Origin of the sequence: Comamonas sp. B-9 (genome assembly GCF_000410635.1) — a bacterium.
GTDB lineage: Bacteria > Pseudomonadota > Gammaproteobacteria > Burkholderiales > Burkholderiaceae_C > Comamonas.
In genome coordinates this window covers 1-271 of the sequence record NZ_KE148608.1, presented here as the reverse complement: position 1 = coordinate 271, position 271 = coordinate 1, and the positions used below count along the sequence as shown (strand labels likewise).

At 72.0% G+C, this 271-nt stretch carries 1 protein-coding gene; it reads left to right on the top strand.

What is annotated here, in order from left to right:
• The coding region (locus tag H928_RS28280) for a PfkB family carbohydrate kinase (RefSeq protein ID WP_043340592.1) at window positions 1-271 on the top strand (271 nt) is incomplete at both ends.

Genomic DNA, 271 nt, shown 5'->3' with positions numbered 1-271 from the left:
GAGCCGGTGCTGCGCCCGCTGCTGCAGGATGCCGACTATGTGGTGCTGCAGTTTGAGACCCCGTTGCAGGAGGTGGACCAGGCCTTGCGCAGCGCGCGCGCCGTGGGCTGCAAGACGGTGCTCAACCCCTCGCCGGTGCAGCCGCTGCCCGATGCCTGGTGGCCGACCATCGATGTGCTGGTGGTGAACGAAGCCGAGGCCGCGCAGCTGAGTGGCAGCCCGGTCGACAGCCCCGAGAGCGCCGCCCGCGCCGCGCGCTGGCTGCAGGCCA